Here is a 17388-nt window from a genome sequence, read left to right as displayed (position 1 = left end):
CGCTCGTGGGGGCACCCGGACATTTTTCATTTTCACCTACAACCCTTAGGTTCCCTCGCGAGTCTCCTGATCGCCAACCGTCTCGCGAAGCCGTGGCTACCTTCCAGCGAACTCGTGGCAAGCGCGGGCGGAACACACCCCATTGACTGCGGATGCCTGCCAGGCATCCCCCGCATACTGCAGGAGAACCCCGCGTGCACAAGCACCTTCGTATCGCCCTCGCGACGGCCGTCGCGGCCTCGCTGACGGGCGGTGTGCTCACGTTACCGATGGCGACGGCCATGGCGGCGGACTCGACGACGGTCCCCCAGGCCGACTTCAACGGCGACGGCATCGGCGACGTCGCCTTCTCGGCCGCCGGCGCCTATGTGAGCGGCAACAAGACCGCGGGCCAACTCGTGGTGCTCTACGGCACTTCCACCGGTGTGTCGTCCGCCAAGCGGACGGTGCTCAGCCAGAACAGCGCGGGCGTCCCCGGCACCGCGGAGGCCAACGACGCCTTCGGTGGTGAGACCGCCTACGGCGACTTCAACAGCGACGGTTACGACGACATCGCCGTGGCCGCGGCCGGCGAGGACGTGGGCGGCGACACCGACGGCGGCACCCTCGCCGTACTGTGGGGCTCGGCCTCGGGCATCACCGGCACCGGTGTCACGATCGCGGACCCGGCCGCCTCGTCGCACGACTTCTGGGGCAAGAACCTGGCCGCCGGCGACTTCGACGGCGACGGGAAGGACGATCTGGCCGTCGGCAACTCCTCCAGCACCGTCTACGTCTACAAGGGCGGCATCAGCACCTCCGGCACCGCCGGCGGCCGCTACACGATCAAGCCCCCGATCCAGTCCGGCGGCAGCGCCCGAGGCCCGATGAACCTCACCGCCGGGGACGTCAACGGCGACAGCCGCACCGACCTCGTGGTCGACGGCTTCGAGACGCAGACCGACTGGGGCTGGAACACCAACTACTACGTGCCGGGCACCGCGAGCGGCCTCAGCACCTCCTCAGCGCAGACCCTCAAGCCCGGCGTGATCACGGCCATCGGCGACGTCAACGGTGACGGCTTCGGCGACATCGTCAGCGGCGCCTACTGGAACAACACGACCGACGACGGCACGACCATCCCGGGCTCCGCCCTGGGCGGCAAAGCCAACATCACCTACGGCTCCAACAGGGGCCCTGGCTCGACCACGGGCATCACCCAGAACACCGGCAACGTCCCCGGCGGGTCGGAGAAGAACGACCAGTTCGGCTACGAGCTCGACCTGGGCGACATCAACGGCGACAACTACCAGGACATCGTCATCAGCGCCGCCGGCGAGGACCTGAACGGCGTCGCCGACACCGGTGCGGTCACCGTCCTGTACGGCTCAGCGAGCGGCCTGAACACCAGCTCCGGCGCCCAGTACTTCGCACAGAGCACCGCCGGCGTGCCCGGCGACGACGAGAAGTACGACGGGTTCGGCCTCGACACCAAGCTCGACGACGTCACCGGCGACGGCAAGGCCGACCTGCTGGTCAGCTCCTGGGAGAACTCCGGCAACGGCGCGGTGACATACCTGCCCTCCAGCGGCACAAAGATCACCACGACCGGCGCCCGCTCCGTCTCGCCGAGCTCATCGGGAGTCTCCACCACCGGCACGCCGAACTTCGGCGCCAACTTCGCCGACTGAGCGCGCCCCAACCGCGCACCGGGCCCGCTCCCCACAGGGATGCGGGCCCGGGCAATGGGGCCGCGCAACCGAGGAGTCACCTGGCGAAGGCAGGGTAGGCAAACGGGGCTCCGCGTAGGACGGAAGTCGACCAAGACACACCGTCGCGGTAGGAGCCCGGTTGCATGTTCAGTCTGGCATGCCCGCTGCTGTCGGCCGTCGTGCCTTTGCAGCTGGGCAGCTTGGAGAGTTGACGCAGATCATCACGCCTGAGCTGGTGAAATGCGGCACCCGGGCTTTGATCGATGCCGTGTTCGGTCCCCGGACGGGTGGTGAGGCCGGACAGGCGCGACGAGGACCAAGAACCGCCTCGCCGCCATCGAACGAGACCGGGACGACGCGGCCTGAGCAAGTGCCGCACAGCTCCGTTCCGCCCGCGGCTGGACGTCCTTGGGCGTGGCACACGGTACAGGCACGCAGACTCGCTGCGTTGTCGCGGCCGCCCAGGGCACCGTCGCCTACCGGCAGGAACGTAGGAAAGCGAAGGATCACGAGCCCAGCTGTCCCGGGTCCGACGAAGCCGTGCGTTCTCACGCACGGTGGGTTCACCGGCCCGGGACAGTTCCATTCGTGGCCGTCAGTCCAGCGGTTCGATCCAGAGGTTCCTGAAGCGGACCTTGTTGCCGTGGTCCTGGAGCCGGATTGCGCCCGCCGCCGCCGATTCGGCGTCGCCTGCGGCGGTCGGGCCGTCCACTGCCACGTTGTCGTGGACTTTCCTGCCGTTCCACACCACGGTGATCCTGGCGTCATCGGTCTTCCGGCCCGCGGTGTCGAAACGGGCCGCGCGGAAAACGATGTCGTACGTCTGCCAGCTTTCCGGTGGAGTGGCGGCGTTCAGGTCGGCGGCCTTTTTGTTGTAAATGGACGCGGCCTCGTTAGGGGCGAGTTTCTCCACTCCGAAGGAGTCCAGGATCTGGATCTCGTACCGCTCCTGGAGGTAGATGCCGCTGTTCCCGCGGTCTTGCCCGGTGACATCGTCCGGCAGCTTCGGCACCCGGAATTCGGCGTGCAGCCTGAAGTCGCCGAAAGCCTGTTTGGTCCGGATGTCGCCGCAGCACACCTCGATGGAGTCCTCGGCGGAGTGCGGCCATTCGACGCTGCGGCCGTCGGTGTGCTGCCAGGCGGTGGAGACGCTGCCGCCGGAGAACAGGTCGATCCGGCTGCCGGGTCTGCGCACCTCGATCATGTCGAGGTTGACGTGGCCGGTGTCCTCGGGCCGATAGGTGTAGGCGATGGTGTTGAGACCCTTGCGCAGGGAGAGCCGCTCGGTCTTGGTGGACCAGCGGTTCCAGGCGCCGGTGAAGGGGAGGCTGGTCTGTTGCGCCTGCCCGCCGTTGACGGTGATGCCCATGGTCTTGGTGCCGGTGAAGGGGTGGGGGCCGTTGGCGTAGCGCAGTCCCACGTCGTAGCTGCCCTTCGCGGGTGCGTCGACCTCGAAGGTGGCCATGGCGCCCGGGGTGCTGAAGCCGTCGGCGAAGCCGCCGCCGGTGTAGCCGGCGTGCTCGGTGTCGATGTCGGCTCCGCCGGCCAGGCGTGCCGATTCTGCGTCGTACGAGGTGATGGGCTGCTCGGGGCCGGGGCGTGCGTTCAGCGTGTACCAGGCCTCGGTGGACCAGAGTTGCTCACCGGCGTCCGAGGCGAAGGGGCGCGGTGAGCGTATGTGCACCACCCGGTCGGTCTTGAGGCCGGGGATGGTGAGCCGGACCGTGCGACGGTCGGCGGACAGTCGGGCGGCTGCGACAGGGAGGGCCTCTTCGTCGACCTTCGGGCCGCCGTACGCCGGGGTGGGGACGTAGCGCCACTGCTCGACGGAGTAGGCGCCGTTCGTCAGCTTGGCGGCGGTCTCAGCCGACAGGGGTTTGGTATAGGTGAGTTCGAAGCCGTCGCGGGTGGCGCGCATGGTCTTGATGTCGAAGGCGGTCTTGCCGTTCGGCGTGAGTTTTTGCAGGCCGAAGCGGAGTTTGCCTTCCTGGCCCCAGTTTCCGTCGGCGCCGAGACCGCCGGCGTAGATCGCACCGTCCGGTCCGGTGCTGATTCGGGTGATGCCGGCCTCCAGGCCCTGGGTATGCCGGAACACCGCGCCCTGGTATTCGCCGTCCACCTTCTCCAGGTCGGCGCGCTGGATTCCGCCGTAGGTGACGTCGCCGAAGAGCATTTGCCCGGCGAAGGGCCCCTTCTTCAACAGCATCGGCGTGCTGGGCGAGTTGGCTATCTCGTTCTGCGGCAGCCAGAGCGCGGGCTTGGTGACTGGGCGGTCGTCGAACGGGCCGTCCGGGTTGGTGTAGTGGTTGAAGAAGCGGTCCTGCTTGACGTGGAGCAGCTTGGAGGCGGGCAGCCAGCCGCCCTGATTGTCGGTGACGAAGAGGTCGCCCTGGGGGCCCCGTCCGATCCCGTTCGGTGTACGGAGGCCGCCGGCCAGGTAACTCACCTTTCCGGTCTTCTTGTTCACCTTGATGGTGGTGCCGCGGTTCGCGGCGGGCTGCGGATCGGTGGTCGCACCGCCGTAGTTGATGGCCACGGAGAGGTTCAGATAGAAGTTCCCGTTCTCGTAGAGCAGTCCGAAGGCGAACTCGTGGAAGTTCTCTCCGTACGGCCAGTCGGCGACCTTGCGGATCTCGCCCGCGGCGTTGTCGCCCTCGGTGTCGGACAACTCGGTGAGCTGGTGCTTCTCCGAGACGTAGAGCTTTCCGTCGACGTACTTGATCCCCATCGGCTCCTTCAGGCCGCCGGCGATCTTCTTGTACGTGACCTTCTCCGGGCCGGTGTCACCCGTGACGTGGTCGAGGACGTACACCTCGCCTTCCGTCTTGGTGCTGCCGCCCCACGTCGTCACGGCGAGCTTGCCGCCCGGCAGCCAGTCCATCGCGGAGACCTGCGGCTCGAAGCCCTTGGGGCGCAGATCAGTGAGGGTGTAGCCGGGGTTGACCGAGGTCAACGGGAGGCCGTCGCCGGGGGTGTCATAGCTGCCCTCGCACTCCTTGCGGCCGGGGGCGGTGACACGGACGACGCCGGCGTCGGTGCTGAGCACGGAGTTCGGGACGAGGGAGAAGTCGTCGGCGCCCGGGGGCTTCCACTGGAGGGTGACCTGCTGGTCGCCGCCGCGGTCGAAGTGGTCGATGCGCAGGGCGTGGTAGCCGGGTGAAAGGGCGACCTCGCCGTCCTTGGGCTCGGCACCGTGCAGTCCGTCGTGGTCGACGACCTTCTTGTCGCCGATGAGCAGTCGGGAGCCGTCGTCGCTGATCAGGCGGAACGTGTACGTGCCGTCGGTGGGGACGTCGATGTTGCCGATGATCTGCGACACGAAGTTGTCGGTGAAACCGAAGCCCTCGGTGGAGGACCAGTCGACGTTGGGGATCAGCTTGTCGACGTTGGGGGTCTGGGCCGGCTTGAGGTCGCAGAGCTTGCTCAGCGGGGACTGGATATCGAAGACGCGGAGGGTGACGCCGGGTTCCTGGGGCGGCAGGTCCCCGAAGGGCTTTTCGTCCGCTTGGGCGGCCGGTGTCGCGAGACCGCCGACGAGAAGGGTCGCGAGGAGCAGGCCGGCGATTCTTCGTGGCCTACGGCGATGGCTACGGAGGCTCGGGTACTTGCGTGGCGTCACTCTTCCTCCTGCTGGGCGCTAGGCGGAGCGGCCGACGGCGGACCGCGGTCACGGAGTGGAGCTCGTCCATGTACGGGTGGTGCGGCGGGTTTTCGCCGTGATGCACGCAGACGTCCGTACGAAAGCGACGCCCAGCGTACGAACAACACCCCGAACCGTCCATACTTTGTCCTCAACAAGTCGAAAGTCCCCGTTCCTCGCTTCCTCGCCGTGCTCCTGGCGGACTCCTTCGGGTGGACCGGACCCGACGGGTTCTACGGGTGCATCGCGGTGGGCCTCACCGGCGTGCTGTCCACGCGCGAAACCTGGGGCCCCGAACAACGCACGGTCGCCCCGGCCCCAGCGGAACGATGCAACGCGACCCCCTCGCAACAGCACCGCTGACGACCGTTCAGGAACCACCCACGCGGCAATGCGGTCCGACACGGAAGAACCGGGACGAACCCCTCACCCCGGCAGGCCTCCTGCCGTCGCGAACCGGCTGGGGAGGCCTGCCGACCGCGCGTCAGCCGATGGGTTCCAGCATGGGGCGCACGTCGTAGGCGAGGCGGATGGTGTCGCCAGTGGCGGGGTCGCCCAGTTCCACCCGCCAGGCGTCGGCGAACTGGTCCACATCCGGGGCCATGGGGATGGTGCCGGAGATGAGGACCGTGCCCGGGGTGAGGGCGTGGCGGGAGCGCAGGACGTCGGCCCAATAGCCTGGAGTGAGCAGTTCAGCAAGGGTGCCGTGCTGGATCTCGGTCTCGGTGTCGCCGTGGGTTACCCAGGCGCGCAGGGTCAGGTCGTCGAGGCGTGACTCGACGTCGGCGAGCCGCCAGGCCCGCCGGGCGAGGACATCCGGGCCGGCGTTCTTGCTCCAGGCCACGCCGTGCACCTCCAGGTCGCGGTCGGTATGGTCGCAGGCGGCCGTCAGCAGCAGCTCCCCCTCGCCGGCCACGACGAGCGCCCACTCCGCCTCGCCGGAGGTGCGCCCGTGCTGCACCGCCACGCGGTCGGTCTGCTGGGCGAGGTAGGGGGCGACCGGGTAGAGGGCCGGCGTCACGGAGGGCGCGGGTACGCCGAGCTCGGCGAGCTCGGCGACGTGCGCGGCGACGTCCTCCTGGCTGCGCCCGGCGTACCCGGCGTTGAGGACCTGGACGATGTCGACCTCGCGCGTCGATCCGTCGGGTAGTTCGAAGGTCAGCTGGGCCATGAGGGCACTCCCAGAGTTCGGGTGACGGGCTGCGGATCCGGATTTCTCCGCGGTTAACTTCTGGCGCAGGACTTGCGCATACGACCTGTATACAACAAGTATGCAGGAAGAGTCGATGTCCCCCGAGCAAGGATGGGAACCATGCACGACACCGCCATGGACGCTTCGACGGCGTCCGAGAGGCGCTCCGGCGTTCGCCGGGCCTTCGTCGCGAGCCTGACCGGCACAGCCCTGGAGTGGTACGACTTCGCCGTCTACTCCGCCGCGGCGGCCCTGGTCTTCGGCGATCTCTTCTTCCCTTCGGAGGACCCGCTCACCGGCACGCTGCTGGCGTTCTCCACGTACGCGGTCGGCTACGTCTCGCGCCCGCTGGGCGGGTTCGTCTTCGGTCGCCTCGGCGATGTGATCGGCCGCAAGAAAGTGCTGATCGCCACACTGGTCCTGATCGGCGTGGCCACCTTCCTGATCGGCGTCCTGCCCACGTACTCCACGGTTGGGGTCGCCGCCCCGGTCGCCCTGGTGGTGCTGCGGTTCGCGCAGGGCGTGGGCGTCGGCGGCGAGTGGGGCGGCGCGGTGCTGCTGTCCAGCGAGTTCGGGGACCCGCGCCGCCGCGGCTTCTACGCCTCCGCCGCGCAGGTCGGCCCGCCCGCGGGCAACCTGCTGGCCAACGGCGTGCTGGCCGCCCTCGGCGCACTGCTGACCGAGGCGCAGTTCGAGGCGTGGGGCTGGCGCGTGGCCTTCCTGCTCTCCGGCGTGCTCGTCGCCTTCGGTCTGTGGATCCGGGCCAAGCTGGAGGAGACCCCGGTCTTCAAGGCGATGGAGGCCGAGCAGTCCCGGCCCCAGGCACCGATCCGCGAGGTCTTCACCACCCAGCCCCGCGCGCTGCTCGCCGCGATCCTCTGCCGCGTCGGCCCCGACGTGCTGTACGCCATGTTCACCGTCTTCGCCCTGACGTACGCCACCGGGGAACTGGGCATGTCGCGCGGCTCCGCACTCGCGGCCGTCCTCATCGGCTCCTCCCTGCAGGTCTTCCTCATGCCACTGGCAGGCGCCATCTCCGACCGGATCAACCGCCGCCTGCTGTACGGCTGCGCCGCCGTGGCCGCCGGCATCTGGCCGTTCCTGTTCTTCCCGATGGTCGGCGGCGGCACCTGGATCCCACTGGCGATCGGTGTGGTCGTGGGTCTGGTGATCCACTGCTTCCTGTACGGGCCGCAGGCCGCCTTCATCGCCGAGCAGTTCTCGCCCCGGCTGCGCTACACCGGCTCCTCGCTGGCGTATACCCTGGCCGGCATCATCGGCGGCGCCATCGCTCCGCTGCTGTTCACCACCCTGCTGAGCGCCTACGGCACCTGGCTGCCACTGGCCCTCTACATCGCTTTCGCAGCGGCGATCTCCCTCGTGGGGGTCTTCCTGGGCCGCGATCCGGAAGCCGCCGTCGACGAGGACGCCCGGTTTGCCGCGCCGACCACGCAGGCCACGGCCGACGCCGTCTGACCCCCTGAGGAGGAACCGTGCAGATCGCCCTGAACCAGCTCACCACCGGCCCGGACCCCGGGAAGAACCTGCGGCTCATCGAGGAATGGACACAGCGTGCCGCGGACGCCGGAGCCCGTGTCGTCGTCTTTCCCGAGGCCTCGATGGCCTGCTTCGGCACCCCACTGGCACCGCTCGCCGAACCCCTGGACGGGCCGTGGGCCGACGGGGTGCGGGAGATCGCCCGGGCCACCGGCACGGTCGTCGTGACCGGCATGTTCACCCCGGCCCCCGAGGGCAGGGTGGCCAACACCCTGCTGGCCACCGGCCCCGGGGTCGAGGCGTCGTACGACAAGATCCACCTCTATGACGCCTTCGGCTACCGCGAGTCCGACACCGTCGCCGCGGGCTCCCGCATCACGGTGATCGACGTGGACGGGGTACGGCTCGGCCTGGCCACCTGCTATGACGTCCGATTCCCCGAGCTGTTCCGGGCCCATGCCGACGCCGGAGCGGTCGCGACGCTGCTGGCGGCCTCGTGGGGCGCCGGGCCCGGCAAGCTCGATCAGTGGGAGCTGCTGGTGCGGGCCCGTGCTCTGGACGCCACCGTCTGGCTCGCCGCCGTCGGCCAGGCCGACCCCGGCACCGAGCCGGGCCCCGCGCCGACGGGCATCGGGCACAGCCGCGTCGTCGGGCCCGATGGGACCGTCCGGCACGCTCTGGGCGCCGAGCCGGAGCTGCTGGTGACCGACCTGGACGTCGACGAGGTCCGTGCGGTCCGCGAGAAGACGTCCGTGCTGGCCAACCGGCGGCCGGAGGTGTGGCGGTGAGCAAGCCCGAGCTCGAGTTCCACCTCCCCGACGGGCCGTGGACTGCCCCGGTCGGCGCGGGCCCCGGCGTTGAGGAGCGCGTCCTGGCCCACGACCCCGAGCGCGGAAGCCGTACCGCACTCGTCCGCTGGGCGCCGGGCACCGACACCTCGGCCGGCGGCGTGACACGCCACGACTTCTGGGAGGAGGTCTACCTCGTCGAGGGAGCGCTGCACGACCTGACGCTCGACCGGTCCTTCACCGCGGGCATGTACGCCTGCCGCCCACCGGGCATGCCGCACGGCCCCTGGATCTCGCAGGACGGCGTCACGATGCTCGTGATCACCTACCCTGAGCCCGGCTAGTCGCTAGCCCGCGAGCAGCACCTTGAGCGTCGACTCGAGATGGTGGTCGATCGCGGCACACGCGGCCTGCGCGTCGCCGGCGGCGAGGGCGTCCAGGATGGCCCGGTGCTCCTCGAGCACCGCCTCCTGCCGCCCCTGCCGGTTGAACACGGCCACCACCCCGGCCCGGACCTGACGGCTGCGCAACCCCTCGTAGTGCCGGTCCAGCAGCGCGTTCCCCACGGCCGACACCAGCGTCGAATGGAACTGGTGGTCCACCGCGATGAACTCCCGGGCCTGGCCGGGTCCGGTGAGTTCACGCTGCCGCTCCAGCAGCGACCGCAGCTCTTGCACAGGCGCCCGTCCGGCGGTGACGAGCTGCTGCGCGGCATACCGCTCGACGATGCCCCGCAGCTCCATCAGCTCCCTGATCTCGCGTCCGGTCAGCGGCGACACCCGGGCGCCCCGCTTGGGCACGAGCTCGACCAGGTCCTCGGCCGCGAGCAACAGCAGCGCTTCCCGGATCGGGGTGCGGGACACCCCGATCCGGTCGGCGATCTCCTGTTCGGACAGGAACGCCCCCTGCATCTCAGGGTCGGTCAGTACTGTGTCCTTGAGATACGCGTACGCCGTCTCCCGACCGGACGCCACCGCAACCCCCAGCAATTCGCATACACCTTGTATACGAGGTTACCATGCGGTACGGCCGATGACCGGGCTGGGCCGACTGCGCACCGCGGTGCTGGTCGTCGGCAGCTCCGGCGGGTCAGACGGTGACGGGGAGCCCCGGGGTGCGGAAGACCCTGCGGTCGGCGTCCACCGCGAACACCTCGCAGCCTTCCCGATCGGCGGCCCACTCGATCCCCTCGGCGCCCATCGCGAACGCCGCCGTCGCGGTCGCGTCCGCCTCGGTCAGGGACGGTGCCACGACGGTCACGCTGAGCAGGGCGGCCGCCGGACGACCGGTGCGCCCGTCGAGGATGTGGTCGCCCCGTTCGTAGCGCGCGGAGGTCGCTACCGCGCCGTCGGTGATCTCCAGCACCGTGCACAGCCGGTCGGCCCGCTCGGGATGGCGTACACCCACCCGCCACGGACCGTCGGTCGCCACCACGTCACCGCCGGCGTTGAGACAGAACCTCGCCGTACCCGCCGCTGTCAGCAGGTCCGCGGCCCGCTGCACCGCCCATCCCTTCACCACCGCGCACGGGTCGAGGCCGCGGCCGGGCAGCCGCACCTGGAACGCCCCGTCCGTCGCGACCCGGTACTCCTCGCACAGGTCGAGGATCTCGACCAGGTCCGCGCTGAGCTCGTGGGGTGCCAGCTCGCCCCGGTCCAGGCGCGACACCTCGCTGTCCTGGCGGAAGGGGCTGAACCGCGCGTCGACCTCCCTCAGCCACGCGAACGCCGGGTCGGTGTCCTCGGTGACGGCGTCCTCGTCGTCGATCCGTACCGAGATCGGGAACCCCATGATGTGCTCGATGCGGTGCACCTCAGGATCCCTTCGCATCGATGGCGGCCTGCAGCGACTGGATGTACCCCTCGCTGGTGATCGTGGCGCCGGACACCGTGTCGATGTCGGCGCTCTGCGCCTCGAGCGTCTCCTCGATCAGCTTCGGCACGGAGGACTCGGTCTGCGGGTGGTCCGGCGCCTGCAGCATCCGTACGGCGGTGATCTTGTCGCTCTCGAAGACCACCTCCACCTGCACGGCGCCCTTCTCGGTGTTGACGGTGGAGCCCTGGACGACCTGTGGTGGGCCGGCGGCCGAAGCGGACGGCGAGGCCGGGGACGACGAGGACGGACTCGACGTCGACGAGGACGGGGCGGGCTCGGCGGCCTCGGCCGTCGTGCCGCTCGACGGCTCGTAGCGCCACAGCGGGATCAGGCCGAGGACGGTCAGGGCCAGGACAGGCAGTACTCGCTTCACGGTATTCCCCTCATCCGGCCAGGCTGAAGCGTTCGAAGTGGATCTGCGGCTTGGGTACCCCCAGGTCGCCCAGGGTGCGCAGGACGGCGGTGGTCATACCGGGCGGTCCGCAGACATAGACGTCACGGTCGGCCACGTCCGGTACGAGCGACGCGAGCTCGCGCGGGGCCAGCCGGTCCGGGGTGGCTGGCCCGGTGATCAGGTGCAGCTCGGCGCCCTTGGCGTGGGCGAGCTCCCGCAGCTCGTCGTAGAGCACCGCGTCCCGGTTGGCCGCGACCCGGTAGATGAGCACCGCGTGGCCGTGCAACTCCTCCAGCAGGGCCCGGACCGGGGTGATGCCGACACCGCCGGCGATGAGCAGGGCGTCCGGCCGGGTGCGGTGCAAGGTGGTGAAGGCGCCGTACGGGCCCTCGGCGAACACGCGGGTGCCCACTTTGAGGTGGCGCAGGGCGGCGGTGCCGTCCCCGGCCGTCTTCGCGGTCAGCCGGAGCCGCGTGCCGTCGGGTGCCGCCGACAGCGAGAACGGGTTGGCCTGCCACCAGCGGTCCCGGGTCAGGAAGCGCCACAGGAAGAACTGGCCCGCCCGCGCGGGCAGCCGGTCCAGGTCGCGGCCCGTGATGTAGACCGAGACGACGTTGTCGGACTCGGGGACGACCGCCGAGACGCGCAGCCGATGCCGCAGGTTGCGCCACAGCGGAAGTACCAGCCGACCCACGAACACCGAGGTGAAGGCCACGCCCCAGACGGCGTACCAGTACGTCTTCGCCGTGGACGACGTGGTGAACGTCGTACCCACCGCCACCTGGTGCGTGAACGCCAGCACCACCGCGAGGTAGGTGTACAGGTGGAGGAAGTGCCACGTCTCGTAGGCCAGCCGGCGCCGGGCGAAGCGGGCCGAGACCGCGCCGATCATGATGATCAGCGCCAGCGCGACGGTCGCGCGCAGCACGCCCTCGACGGTCTCGGCAAGGTCCACCAGCTGGCTCACCGGATCCAGCGACGAATACTCGGCGTAGCCGAAGGTGATGAACACGGCGTGCGCCACCAGCAGCCACAGGACAAAGAAGCCGACCCAGCGGTGCCAGGAGGTCAGACGGTCCATGCCGATCCGGCGGTCGAGCCACGGCAACCGGGCCACGAGCAGCAGTTGGAACGCCATCAGGAGCGCGCCGTACAGTCCGGCCAGCCGCCCCAGCAGAATGAGGGCGTTCGAGTCGAGTCCGGCTCGGAAGAAGAACACGGTCACCACAGCCGCGTTCAGGGCCAGCACGGCGTACAGGCCGGTGCGGGCCACCACCTTGGGGCGGATGGCCGCGGGAGGCGGAGGGACGGTCGTCTGGACAGTCGTCACGGCCGGAAACTCCTCGATCGGGTCCTGGGACACCGAGCTTCGCTGGCGGGAGCTGTCGTTTTCCTGTCTTTCAGCTTTCAAGTTCTTATCGATACGGCTCCGGCGCACCGGCCGGTGTCGCGTCAGCGGCCGGGTGAAGCAGTATGAGCACGTGGAAAAAGTACGACTCCTCGTGGTGGACGACGATCCCCCCATCGCCGACCTGGTTGCGACGGTCGCCCGCTATGAGGGCTGGGAGGCTGTCACCGCGTACTCCGGTGAGGAGGCGCTGAGCCGAGCGGCCGAGCTCCACCCGGACATCGTGGTGCTGGACCTGATGCTCCCCGGCCTGGACGGGTTCGGTGTGCTGGACCGGCTGCGCCGGTCGGGCACGATGGTGCCGGTCGTGTTCCTCACCGCGCGGGACGGTGTCGCCGACCGGGTGGCGGGCCTCACCCGGGGCGGAGACGACTACCTGGTCAAGCCGTTCGCGGTGGAAGAGCTCATGGCACGGCTGCGGACGGTGCTGCGGCGCAGCGCCGGGCCCGGCTTCCAGCGATCCGTGCTCCGGGTGGCGGACCTGACCATGGACGAGGACACCCATGAGGTGCGGCGCGGCGACCGGCTGCTCACGCTCACCCCGACCGAGTACGAGGTGCTCCGCTATCTGTTGCGCAAGTCGCCGGCCGTGCTGACCAAAGCCCAGATCCTCGACCACGTCTGGGAGTACGGCTTCGGAGGCCGCTCCAACGTCGTGGAGTTGGTCGTCAGTCGGCTGCGCCGCAAGCTCGAGGACACCGGCCCGCCGCTGATCCACACCGTGCGGGGGGTCGGGTACGTGATACGGCAGGCCGCCGAGTGATCAGACGCCTCAGGCAGATCTACCGCAGGCTGCGTCTGGGCACCCGGCTGGCCCTGGGCCTGGGCATGCTGTCGCTGGTCGTGTTCGCCGTCGTCGGCACGGCGCTGACGACGTATATGCGGGATTACCTGGAACGCCAGCTGAGCGACCAGATGAAGCTCGTCCAGGTCACCCAGTCCAAGGACGCGGCGGCACACGGCACGGTGGAGGGCAAGCCGTACTGGCGCTGGTATACCGCGGTGTACGAGGTCTCGAGCGGGGCGGCCGTACTCCGCGAGCCCAGCGATGTGCCGGCGGACGCGACGGAGCTCGCCGCCGTGGCCGAGGCGAGGGCGCACTCGGGGTCCGGGGACATCCTGCGCACCGCGCACCTCGAAGGGGAGGGCACGTACCGGCTGCGCGCCTGCGAGGTCGAACCCGGAGTGGTCCTGGTCACCGCGGCGCCCATGGAGGAGATCCAGAGCACCGTACGACAGCTGATCACGGTCCAGGTCGTGGACTTCGCGCTCGCGTTGCTGACGCTCGTGGTGATCGGCCGGGCGATGCTGCGGCGCGGCCTGAAGCCGCTCAGCGACATGGCGCACACGGCCCATGACATCACCTCGCACGACCTGACCGACTCGGCCGCGCGGCTGCCGGTGCGCGCCGACGGCGGGAACGGCGGGCCGGAGGTCGAGGAACTGCGCACGGCGTTCAACACCATGCTGGAACACATCGACGACTCGCTCGCCGTCCGTACGGAGGCCGAGCAGCGGTTGCGCCGGTTCATCGCGGACGCCTCGCACGAGCTGCGCACACCCTTGATGTCTGTGCGCGGCTACGCGGATCTGTTCCAGTACGCGGCGGCGAACACGCCGGAGGAACGGGACAGGCACCTGGCGCGGCTGCGCACGGAGGCCGCCCGGATGAGTGTGCTGCTGGATGACCTGCTGCTGCTCGCCCGCCTGGATGCCGCCGAGGTGGAGACTCCGTTGCGGCTGGAGGACGCGGACCTGGTGGAGCTGGTGCTCCAGGCAGCGGACGCGTTCCGCGCGGGCCGCCCCGACCACCCGCTGACCGTGACGGCCGGCCCCGCCCCGCTGTGGATACGGCTGGACCCCCTGCGTATCCGCCAGGTGCTGGACAATCTGCTCACCAACGCCGCCGTGCACACCCCGGCGGGTACGAAGGTGTGCGTGGTGGTGGAGTCACGGTCCGGCGCGGCGGTGGTGCGGGTCACCGACTCCGGCCCCGGCGTTCCGGCTGCCGACAAGGAGCGGGTCTTCGACCGCTTCTACCGGGTCGACAAGGCCCGCAGCCGCGGCGGCAGCGGCCTGGGCCTGGCGGTCGCGCGGTCGCTGGTGCGGGCGCACGGCGGCACCCTCGACCTGACCAGTGACCCGGGCTCGACAATCTTCACATTCAGCATCCCCTCGGCCTGGACGGGCTGACGCCCGATGCCACCTGACCTGCAGCGACGATGTTCTGCGCCATCGAATCCGGGAGTCGGCCACAACCGCCATGCCTGGGACACCGAGAAGCAGAAGGGCTTGCCGGACCAACTGGCGAAGAAGAGAGGAGGGGTTCACGTGATCGTCAGGTTGAAGGCGGCTCTGCGGCGGTCGGTGGTGACCGCAGTCGCAGCGGCAGCAGCCCTGGCCCCTCTGATGGGAGTGCCTCAAGCTGCTGCAGTTGGGCCTCTTCTCGCAGCGCTTCACCTTCAACCCGCCGCTCTGAGCGCGCGCTTCTGCCTCTCCAGAGGCCGTTGACCGACGGCCGGCCCGATCACGGGTCGACTTCGCACTGCACCGGCGCAGTTGCGCGCACCCACATCGCGGCCGTCCTCCGGGGATTGCTCACCCGCGCAACCCGAACGGCGATGCGGCACGCCAACTGTGCGGAGCCCTCGGCGGGCTGCCGACGGTCAGGGATTTGGGAGCATCGGGCCCGTGCGACGCTCCATGGGCCGGTGCCTCCTGCCGGAGGGCGTCGGCGGGCGACACTTCACGGACCGCGCCGAGGCGCTGCCGGTCGCCCGGCGGCCGTGGGAGGAGTCCCCGCGGATGACTGGCGTCCGGCACCGCTGGCGGATGGCTGCTGAGGAGGGACTCATCCGTCGAACGGCCTGACACGACCGGCCGCCCGGGTCGCGTCCCGCTACTCGGCGCTACTCGGCGGTCGCAGGTCCCGGAAGGGGCCGAAGCCGCCGCCGAGCCCGGCGCACACATGCGTGAGGCATTTCCATGCGCATGTACCATTTGGGGTGTAAATGCCCTGCCGCTCCTTGGCGGCGCGGTCCGGCACCGCCGGGTTGTGCTCCCGCACCCCGTCGCCGCCCGCCTCCCGACGACCTCCACTTTGCCCGTATCCGCGGCAGGGAGGGGAGGTAGATGGGGAACATGCCCAATGACGACGGGGCCCAGGTGGAGGCCCCGAAGCTGTGGGCATATCAGGCCGCGCCAAATGGCGCCGGCCGGGTGTCCACTGCGCCAGAGCCCACCTCGGGGGAAGGGTTCCTGGTGTTCGCCGGCGCGGTGCCGGCGGCCCCCTGTGCGCCGGGCGACGAGCGCGACGTCCTCCGGCTGATCGAGACCGCCGGGCCGGGCACCGCCGCCCGGTATGGGCTGCCCGAGCGCTGGTCCATGTCCGGTCGCTCTCCCCTCGCCGATGCCCTGAGCGCTGATCGGCCCCTGCGGCTGGGCTCCGCGGAATACGCCGCGTGCCACGAGGACGGACCAACAGCGATGTGTGCCGGTGCGTCGCCTGGCGCACTGTCGCTCGGGGCCGCGGGCAGGCGGCTGGGTTACCTGGTCGTCGTGGGTGATGCCGCGAATGGCTTCGGAGCCGGGCAGCGCAGCTTCCTGGAGCGGTCCGCCGACGCGATCGTCGCCCAGCTCCAGGCCGGCGACGAACCACGCCGCGTGGCGGAGCCCGGCCCGCCCACACCGTCGCTGCTGGGTCCAATGAGCCGCCGGGTAGTGGGTGATGCCGGCGGCGGGCCCGGGCAGGTGCTCTCCCGGGTGCGATGGCTGACCACCGCACCCGCCAACGCCATGACCGTCCGGGACGTCGGCCAGGTGGTGGTCACCGCCTTGCGCGAGCCGTTGGGAGCCGACCGGGTGGCGCTGGTCGAGCTGCGGACCGACCGGCCGGTGGTCGCCGGCGGGTGGGAAGGCCGTACGCACCTGTGGCCTGCGGGCTCCACGCTCGAGCCGGGTCTGACGGGGGTCGGCCCCGGCGGTCTGGCCGTGCTGTCGCTCCCGGCCCCCGGCCGGGTGGCGGGAGCGTGTCTGATCGGCTGGGACGATCCGCACATCTCCGGGACTCGGGTGGCACTGGTCATCGGGGACGTGCAGGGGCACGGCGCGGGCGCCGCGACGATCATGGGCCAGATGCGCACGGCGGTCGGGGCCTACGCCGTGGAGGGGCACCCGCCCGATGTGGTCGTCTCGCACGCCAACCGCCTGCTCGCCGGCATGGACACCGACCTCTTCGCCACCTGCTGCTATGTCGAGCTGGACCTGGAGGAGGGCAACGCCTGGTTCGTCCGGGCCGGGCACCTGGCGCCGCTGCTGCGCCATCCGGACGGCAGCGCCGATGAGCTGATGGTCGAGGGCGGGCTCCCGCTGGGTGTGCTCGCGGAGGCGGAGTTCCCCATGACCACGGCCGCGCCGGCCCCGGGCACGGTCCTGGCCCTGCTGTCGGACGGCCTGGTCGAGTCGGCGAGGCGGCATCTGGACGAGGGTGTGCGCCGGATGTGCGACGCGCTCGCCGCCGCGCCCCCCGCCGACCCCGGGCGGATGGCCGACGTCGTGCTGCCGGCGGTCTCCGAACCGGTCACCAACGCCCTGGTGCACGCGCACGGCACGGTCCACCTCGAACTCACCGCCGCCGCGGACCGGCTACGCGTGGCGGTGACCGACTCCTCGCCGCGTGCGCCCGCCAAGCCGGTGATCGTGGACTGGGAGGCGACCGGCGGCCGGAGCATCCTCATGGTCGAAGCCAGGTCGGCATCCTGGGGTTCCGTGCCGGTCGGCGGCGGCAGACAGGTGTGGAGCGAGATCGTCCTACTACCACGTGAGCCCCGTCGCGGGGGTCCGGGCTCCGCGGAGCCGGGCTCCTCGTCCGGGGATGTACATCCAGGGGAAGGGGGCCGGTGAC

General features: G+C 70.3%; 14 protein-coding genes. 8 read left to right on the top strand and 6 right to left on the bottom strand.

Annotation, left to right across the window (positions count from 1 at the left end):
* Positions 1-194: 194 nt before the first annotated feature.
* Positions 195-1670, top strand: a complete 1476-nt coding sequence (locus ACWY4P_RS47810) for an FG-GAP-like repeat-containing protein (protein ID WP_456207059.1) — start codon at positions 195-197, stop codon at positions 1668-1670.
* A gap of 616 nt (positions 1671-2286) precedes the next feature.
* Here ACWY4P_RS47810 and ACWY4P_RS47805 read toward each other — a convergent pair.
* Positions 2287-5310 (bottom strand): family 16 glycoside hydrolase, encoded by a 3024-nt coding sequence (locus tag ACWY4P_RS47805; protein WP_456207058.1) that lies wholly within the window; start codon positions 5308-5310, stop codon positions 2287-2289.
* A 505-nt stretch (positions 5311-5815) separates the two neighbouring features.
* Positions 5816-6502 (bottom strand): DUF2848 domain-containing protein, encoded by a 687-nt coding sequence (locus tag ACWY4P_RS47800; protein ID WP_456207057.1) that lies wholly within the window; start codon positions 6500-6502, stop codon positions 5816-5818.
* Between the two features lie 141 nt (positions 6503-6643).
* Between ACWY4P_RS47800 and ACWY4P_RS47795 the strand changes: the two genes are divergently transcribed.
* From ACWY4P_RS47795 to ACWY4P_RS47785, 3 genes are read left to right on the top strand one after another with little or no spacing between them, the layout of a single operon-like run.
* A complete protein-coding gene (locus ACWY4P_RS47795; protein WP_456207056.1) occupies positions 6644-7999 on the top strand; it encodes an MFS transporter in 1356 nt (451 codons plus the stop codon).
* Positions 8000-8016: 17 nt separating this feature from the next.
* Positions 8017-8808, top strand: a complete 792-nt coding sequence (locus ACWY4P_RS47790; protein WP_456207055.1) for a carbon-nitrogen hydrolase family protein — start codon at positions 8017-8019, stop codon at positions 8806-8808.
* A complete protein-coding gene (locus tag ACWY4P_RS47785) occupies positions 8805-9152 on the top strand; it encodes a cupin domain-containing protein (RefSeq protein WP_456207054.1) in 348 nt (115 codons plus the stop codon). Before ACWY4P_RS47790 ends, ACWY4P_RS47785 begins: the two co-directional genes overlap by 4 nt.
* Positions 9153-9155: 3 nt before the next feature.
* On the opposite strand, the gene ACWY4P_RS47780 is transcribed toward ACWY4P_RS47785, so the two are convergent.
* The 4 genes from ACWY4P_RS47780 to ACWY4P_RS47765 all read right to left on the bottom strand — a co-directional run bounded on the left by ACWY4P_RS47780 (position 9156) and on the right by ACWY4P_RS47765 (position 12407).
* The gene (locus ACWY4P_RS47780; RefSeq protein WP_456213300.1) at positions 9156-9782 is read right to left on the bottom strand and encodes a GntR family transcriptional regulator; all 627 of its coding nucleotides are present in this window, start codon (positions 9780-9782) and stop codon (positions 9156-9158) included.
* Between the two features lie 115 nt (positions 9783-9897).
* Positions 9898-10599 carry an FAD:protein FMN transferase gene (locus tag ACWY4P_RS47775; RefSeq protein ID WP_456213299.1) on the bottom strand — a complete coding sequence of 234 codons (702 nt, stop codon included), beginning with the start codon at positions 10597-10599 and terminating at the stop codon, positions 9898-9900.
* Positions 10600-10621: 22 nt separating this feature from the next.
* Positions 10622-11056, bottom strand: coding sequence for an FMN-binding protein (locus ACWY4P_RS47770; RefSeq protein ID WP_456207053.1), 435 nt, complete (start codon positions 11054-11056; stop codon positions 10622-10624).
* Positions 11057-11066: 10 nt separating this feature from the next.
* The gene (locus ACWY4P_RS47765) at positions 11067-12407 is read right to left on the bottom strand and encodes a ferredoxin reductase family protein (protein WP_456207052.1); all 1341 of its coding nucleotides are present in this window, start codon (positions 12405-12407) and stop codon (positions 11067-11069) included.
* A 151-nt stretch (positions 12408-12558) separates the two neighbouring features.
* On the opposite strand from ACWY4P_RS47765, the gene ACWY4P_RS47760 reads away from it, so the two are divergent.
* The 4 genes from ACWY4P_RS47760 (at position 12559) to ACWY4P_RS47745 (ending at position 17387) form a co-directional block, all read left to right on the top strand.
* On the top strand, positions 12559-13248 hold the full coding sequence (locus tag ACWY4P_RS47760) for a response regulator transcription factor (RefSeq protein WP_456207051.1): 690 nt from the start codon (positions 12559-12561) through the stop codon (positions 13246-13248).
* Complete coding sequence (locus ACWY4P_RS47755) at positions 13245-14678, top strand: sensor histidine kinase (protein ID WP_456207050.1); 1434 nt, start codon at positions 13245-13247, stop codon at positions 14676-14678. The genes ACWY4P_RS47760 and ACWY4P_RS47755 overlap by 4 nt, the downstream gene beginning before the upstream one ends.
* A gap of 498 nt (positions 14679-15176) precedes the next feature.
* A complete protein-coding gene (locus ACWY4P_RS47750) occupies positions 15177-15356 on the top strand; it encodes a hypothetical protein (RefSeq protein WP_456207049.1) in 180 nt (59 codons plus the stop codon).
* Between the two features lie 261 nt (positions 15357-15617).
* Complete coding sequence (locus ACWY4P_RS47745) at positions 15618-17387, top strand: ATP-binding SpoIIE family protein phosphatase (RefSeq protein WP_456207048.1); 1770 nt, start codon at positions 15618-15620, stop codon at positions 17385-17387.
* Position 17388 lies beyond the last annotated feature (1 nt).

The sequence above is a fragment of the Streptomyces sp. LZ34 genome (assembly GCF_053890475.1).
This window is presented reverse-complemented; position numbering and strand designations above follow the sequence as displayed.